This is a genomic window from Nostoc sp. (assembly GCF_036919495.1).
GTDB lineage: Bacteria > Cyanobacteriota > Cyanobacteriia > Cyanobacteriales > Nostocaceae > Nostoc.
Genome location: NZ_JBALBZ010000203.1, coordinates 1 through 3357, shown reverse-complemented (window position 1 = coordinate 3357; position 3357 = coordinate 1). Strand labels below are relative to the sequence as shown.

At 35.2% G+C, this 3357-nt stretch carries 3 protein-coding genes; all 3 read right to left on the bottom strand.

Annotated features, from left to right (window positions below; genetic code table 11):
• Positions 1 to 54 precede the first annotated feature (54 nt).
• From V7K25_RS28270 to V7K25_RS28260, 3 genes are read right to left on the bottom strand one after another with little or no spacing between them, the layout of a single operon-like run.
• Positions 55 to 774 (bottom strand): DevA family ABC transporter ATP-binding protein, encoded by a 720-nt coding sequence (locus V7K25_RS28270; protein WP_335162759.1) that lies wholly within the window; start codon positions 772 to 774, stop codon positions 55 to 57.
• A 17-nt stretch (positions 775 to 791) separates the two neighbouring features.
• On the bottom strand, positions 792 to 1937 hold the full coding sequence (gene devC / locus V7K25_RS28265; protein WP_442948127.1) for an ABC transporter permease DevC: 1146 nt from the start codon (positions 1935 to 1937) through the stop codon (positions 792 to 794).
• A gap of 27 nt (positions 1938 to 1964) precedes the next feature.
• The gene (locus V7K25_RS28260; protein ID WP_335162755.1) at positions 1965 to 3089 is read right to left on the bottom strand and encodes an ABC exporter membrane fusion protein; all 1125 of its coding nucleotides are present in this window, start codon (positions 3087 to 3089) and stop codon (positions 1965 to 1967) included.
• Positions 3090 to 3357: the final 268 nt, after the last annotated feature.

The window sequence follows — 3357 nt, the reverse complement described above, 5'->3', positions numbered from 1 at the left end:
TCTTTATAGTACTTTTAGCAGATTATTGACACATTTTTTGACATTGTTTGATGCCTATATCTTAATAGTTTGGCATAACAAGTACTGAAGAACCTTATTAACTAGACGGCCATCTTCCATCTGAATAATGCGATCGGCAATATCAAGAATACGATTGTCGTGAGTTACCATCAAAATTGTACAAGCTTGTTCCTTAGCTAGTTTCTGCATTAATTCTACAACATCTCGCCCTGATTTACTATCTAAAGCAGCAGTCGGTTCGTCAGCTAAGACTAATTTAGGATGACTTACCAAAGCACGAGCTACAGCAACTCTTTGTTTTTGACCACCAGAAAGATCGTCAGGATAGTAATTTAATTTATGACTTAAACCAACTGCTTCTAACATAGCTTTAGATTTAGCAGAAGCTTCTTGTTTAGAAAAATTGCTGTGCAGTTCAGTTGACATTTGAACATTTTGAGATACAGTCATAAATCGTAGCAAGTTGTGAGCCTGGAAAATATATCCAGTATTTCGGCGAATATCAATAATTTGCTGATTATTCGCTTTACGGAGTTCCTGACCGAAAACTTTTAAACTACCACTTTGAATAGACCTTAAGCCACCTATTAGGGTTAACAAGGTTGTTTTACCTGACCCAGATTGACCCATCAAAATAATTATTTCACCTGGGTTAATTTGGAGATTAATGTCAAACAAAATCTGTTTACTTAATGCTCCTTGACCGAAATAGTGGTTAAGATTTTGAATTGATATAATAGGATATTTTTCCATAGTAGTTAGAAATTTAATCAAAATATATCAGCTGGGTCTGCGGATTGTACTTTACGCATTGCGATCGCTCCAGAGATAGCACACATAAACATTGTTAAACTGATCACAGTTGATGCTCTACTAAAATTCATAAAAATTGGCAAAAGAGTAGCATTGCGTGTCATGTCATACAATCCCAGGCATAATGCAAAACCTGGAATATATCCTAAAACTGACAGAATAATAGCTTCATGAAATACAATAGTAAATAAGAATGTACTTTTATATCCCATCGCTTTTAATGTGGCGTATTCTCCTAAGTGTTCGGATACATCTGAATATAGAATTTGATATACTATTACGGCTCCAACCATGAATCCCATAATTGTACCCACCGTAAAAATAAATCCAATTGCTGTACTACTTCTCCAATATTCTTTTTCTAGCTGAATAAATTCTTCTTTAGATAGAACGTTGACGTCTGGAGGTAATTCCCTCCTCATATCTTCTACTAAATTTTTAGTATTTACTCCTGGTTTTAATCGAATCACTCCAATATCAATTAGACCCTTTTGACGTTGATTGCTAAATATCCGCAAAAAATTTAAATCACTTGTAACTAAAGTGCCATTTGCAGCAAATGATGTTCCTAACTTAAATAAAGCTCCTATAGTAATTCGCCGATTATTTATTTCTGTAGTGATTGTTTTTCCTTGATCGAAGTCAGCAGCTATTGTTCCAAATTCCGAGCGGGAATCGCGGTCGAATAAAACAACATCTGGAATCTTGATTTTGTCTATATTCTCTTGTACTTCAGGTAAATCTAAAACATCTTCATCAGGATTAATTCCTATAGTAAAAATTTGGCGATTAGTATGGTTTTGTGGGTTAGCCCAAAAAGCAAAATCTATATATATAGAACTAACAGATTTTACACCATCAAAACTTTGCGCTTGGTATAAACGTCTTTGAGAAAATGCTTTCAAAGTATTCAAGGCAACAGTTCTAGGACTAATTAAAAAAATATCACCTTTAAACTTGGTATGTAGACGTACATTACTGTCATATAGCCCATCACTAAACCCTAGTTGCATAAACATCAGAATTACAGCAAAAGCAATACCTGCTAGGGCAATTATTAACCGAGGTTTTTTATGAGTAAGTTGTAGCCAAGCTACAGTCATTGGAAAGTTCATAGTGAATAAATTATATTAAGGCTTGATTACTACATTGACTTCTAAATTGGTAAGACCTGCAATAAGATGGCTATCTTTTAAACGTATTTTGACTTCAACTACTCTGGCATCAATTTTGGCTACTGGGTCAGTATTTAAAACATCTTTTTTACCAACTTCTAGACCAACTTGCTCAACTACACCCTCTATTGTTTTAGGAAAAGCACTACTAGAAATGAGCGCTTTTTGATTAACCTTCACCTTGCTAACATCTGTCTCATAAACTTCTGCAACGACATACATCTGTTGGGTGTTACCAATTCGCATAATACCTTGGTCAGAAATCGCTTCTCCCGAATGAGCAAAAACTTTGAGAATTTGACCAGATATCGGTGTCCGAATTATTGTACGTTCTAAACGAGCGATCGCTAGCTTAAGATTACTATCGGCTGATGCTAACTGAACTTTACTTTCTGCTAGCTTTAAATTTGCTTCTGCTGATTTAACTTGTGCCTGTGCATTTTGGAGAGAGGTATTTCGTGATTTTTCTAACTTAGCTAATGTAGCTTTTGCACTATTTAGTTCATTTTGTTTGCTACTAACTGCTAATGCTTTATCATCTAATGATTGTTGAGAAATTGCTCCTTCTTTTTGCAAAAAATAGAAGCGTTCTAAATCTTTTTCTTTAGCTTTTAAATCTACAGCTATTCCTGCTATTGTTGATTTTTGAGCAGCAATTTCTGACAATTGAGGAGTTTTTATCTGTTTAATTCGAGATTCAGCTTCTTGAATTTGAGCGGTACCAAACATACTTTCTGCTTTTAAGCGGGTACGAGCTTCTTCAAGCTGGCTAGCCGCAGCATTTTTTTCTGCTAATCGTTCTTGATAACTATCTAAATAGGCTAAGGCATTGCCTAACTTTACTTGTTGACCTTCTTTGACTAGTAACTGCCCAATCCGTTCTCCAACATTACCCCCAACTGTAATCACTTCTCCTTGAGGTTCGAGGCGACCTAGTGCTGTAACTGACCTAACCTGATTTCTTTGACTTTGAGCATTTGCTGTTATCGTCTTAGCTTTAGGTGGTTGAGTCAGAAAAACCTGTTCAATCTCCAAAATCCCAATTGCTAGGATACCAACGATTGACAGTGGAATGATCATTTTACCTGAAGGCTTAAAAGGTAGATAGAAATTCAACTTCATATCCTCAATAATTTAGGTGTAACTGAAGAAAGCAAATGGTTTGACTAGTTTTATAAGGATATCTGCAATGGCACAGCATGGTATTCACCAAATATTTCTATTTGAGTGAATAGATGAATCTAAGCTTCAATCATTAGACATCTCCAAAATAGTAACGTTCTGTGGTAAAAGAACATCAGAGAGCTTTTTTGACATAGAAATATGAGCAACATACTGAAACACATTG

What these genes read in the sequence shown, in the direction of transcription:
- V7K25_RS28270 (WP_335162759.1), bottom strand. Translation starts at nt 774, where the DNA reads ATGGAAAAATATCCTATTATATCAATTCAAAATCTTAACCACTATTTC.
- devC (WP_442948127.1), bottom strand. Translation starts at nt 1,937, where the DNA reads ATGACTGTAGCTTGGCTACAACTTACTCATAAAAAACCTCGGTTAATA.
- V7K25_RS28260 (WP_335162755.1), bottom strand. Translation starts at nt 3,089, where the DNA reads ATGATCATTCCACTGTCAATCGTTGGTATCCTAGCAATTGGGATTTTG.